Here is a 2,039-nt window from a genome sequence, read left to right on the forward strand (position 1 = left end):
TCTCCGCCGCCAGCGTCAGGAAGCCCGCCAGCAGCACCGCCGAGCGCCGCACCTCGTTGGTCTGCGGCTCGTGGTCGAGGAAGGCGGAGAGCGCGGCGGAGTGCGGCCCGATGGCCTCGCGCGCCGCCGCCCAGGCCGCCTCGGCGTCGATCGGCGCATCCGGCCGCGGCCAGGCTGCACTCAGCGCCGGCGCCTCGCCGGTCATGGCTAGGTGGTTGAAGGTGTTGGCGAGCCGGATCGGCACGGCGTCCATGAACAGCGCCCGCGCGTCGCGCCCGGTCCAGCGCGCCGCCAACTCACGGCTCGGCCCACCGGCCTCCAGGTCGTCGGCGATCCGGTTCATGAAGACGCCGTAGAAGGCCGAGCCCATCTCGGCGCAGATGCCGCCCTGGAAGCGCAGGGTGCGGGCGATGTCGTCGAAGTCGCTCATGGCCGCGAGGGCGCGCGCCGGCCCCGCGGCGGTCAATCTTGATTCAGTGCGTCAATCGAACGCCAGTTCGCCCTGCTCGGGCTCCATGTTGCGCGGGTCGATGCCGGCCAGCACCAGCTTCACCGGCCGCCACGCGCGCCGGTGGATCTCGCACGGCCCCATGGTGACCAGCGCCTCCATGTGGATCGGGGCGTTGTAGCCCTTGTGGCTGGCGAAGCCGTAGCCGGGGTAGCGAGCATCCATCTCGGTCATCAGCCGGTCGCGGGCCACCTTGGCCAGGATCGACGCCGCCGCGATCGACTTCGACTTGGCGTCGCCGCCCACCACCGTCTTGACCTCGCACGGCAGCTTGAAGCGGTAGTTGCCGTCCACCAGCGCGTACTTCGGCTGCACGGCCATGGCCTCGATGGCCCGGCACATGGCCAGCCCCGCGGCGTGCAGGATGTTGAGCTCCCAGATCTCCTCGACGGTGGCAAACCCCACGCCCCACGCCAGCGCCTTGGTCTTGATCTCGCCCTCCAGCCCCTCGCGCGCCCTGGCGGTCAGCTTCTTGGAGTCGTCCAGCCCCTTCGGCGGCCGCTTCCTGGGATCGAAGATCACGGCGCCCGCATAGACCGGCCCGGCCCACGGCCCCCGCCCGGCCTCGTCTACACCGCAGACATGGCCGTCAACGAACGCCTTCTCCAGCGTGAGGGTTGGGCCTCTAGGCATCGTTCGCGATGCCCTCGACGCGGCGCGTCTTCTTGTTGATCAGCACCGCGACGCCACCATCCAGCACATTCGGATCGGGCCGTTCGAAATGGATCACCCACACGCGCCCGCGATCCAGAACGGTCGGCGTCATGCCGTCGACGGAGATGTGCTCGCCGGCCGTCGCCCGCCGCGCCTGCTCGATCAGTTGCGCGTTGATCGACGCAGCATCAACCGCGCCATACATGTGCTCGCAACCGGCCAGCAGGAGGGCGATCGCTAGAACGACTGCCGCCTTCATCGCACCAGCTTCTTCACCGCGTCGTGGCGGAAGCAGCAGGTGAAGTGGTCGTTGACCATGCCGACGGCCTGCATCCAGGCGTAGACGATCACCGGGCCCACGAACTTGAAGCCCCTGGCCTTCAGCGCCTTCGACACCTCGACCGCCAGTTCGGTCTGCGCCGGCACGTCGCCGAACGCGTTCCAGCGGTTCTGCACCGGCTTGCCGCCGACGAAACCCCAGCAGAGCTCGGAGAAGTCCTCGCCGCGGTCGCGCATCTCCAGATAGATTTTCGCGCTCGAGATGGCCGCGTCGATCTTGGCGTTTGAGCGCACGATGCCGGCGTCGGCCATCAGCCGGGCGCGGTCGGCCTCACCGTAGAGCGCCACCTTCTCGGGATCGAAGTTGTCGAAGGCCGCGCGGAACGCGTCGCGCTTGCGCAGGATCGTGATCCATGCCAGCCCGGCCTGGAAGCCGTCCAGCACCAGCTTCTCCCACAGCGCGCGGCTGTCGTATTCCGGCACGCCCCACTCTTCGTCGTGGTAGGCCTCGTAGAGCGGGTCGCCGGCCATGCCGCGCCACTCGCACCGGGTCAGGGGAGACTGGCTCATGCGCCGAAGAGAGAGCGCAGGCCGGGAG

The 2,039-nt window shown here is 69.2% G+C and carries 4 protein-coding genes; all 4 read right to left on the reverse strand.

The features are described from left to right. Window positions 1-430 (reverse strand): DUF2332 family protein (locus JNL41_RS16660; protein ID WP_293476900.1); only part of this gene is annotated, 430 nt, incomplete at its 3' end. Window positions 431-481: 51 nt separating this feature from the next. Beyond that, on the reverse strand, window positions 482-1,141 hold the full coding sequence (locus JNL41_RS16665; protein ID WP_293476902.1) for a ribonuclease HII: 660 nt from the start codon (window positions 1,139-1,141) through the stop codon (window positions 482-484). Then, entirely contained in the window at window positions 1,134-1,421 is a 288-nt protein-coding gene (locus tag JNL41_RS16670; protein WP_293476904.1) for a hypothetical protein, read from the reverse strand. The genes JNL41_RS16665 and JNL41_RS16670 overlap by 8 nt, the downstream gene beginning before the upstream one ends. Further along, on the reverse strand, window positions 1,418-2,011 hold the full coding sequence (locus tag JNL41_RS16675) for a DNA-3-methyladenine glycosylase I (protein WP_293476906.1): 594 nt from the start codon (window positions 2,009-2,011) through the stop codon (window positions 1,418-1,420). The genes JNL41_RS16670 and JNL41_RS16675 overlap by 4 nt, the downstream gene beginning before the upstream one ends. Window positions 2,012-2,039 lie beyond the last annotated feature (28 nt).

The organism is Phenylobacterium sp., assembly GCF_016793285.1.
Classification (GTDB): domain Bacteria; phylum Pseudomonadota; class Alphaproteobacteria; order Caulobacterales; family Caulobacteraceae; genus Phenylobacterium.

Coding starts and splice junctions, on each gene's coding strand:
- JNL41_RS16665 (WP_293476902.1), bottom strand. CDS start 1,141: ATGCCTAGAGGCCCAACCCTCACGCTGGAGAAGGCGTTCGTTGACGGC.
- JNL41_RS16670 (WP_293476904.1), bottom strand. CDS start 1,421: ATGAAGGCGGCAGTCGTTCTAGCGATCGCCCTCCTGCTGGCCGGTTGC.
- JNL41_RS16675 (WP_293476906.1), bottom strand. CDS start 2,011: ATGAGCCAGTCTCCCCTGACCCGGTGCGAGTGGCGCGGCATGGCCGGC.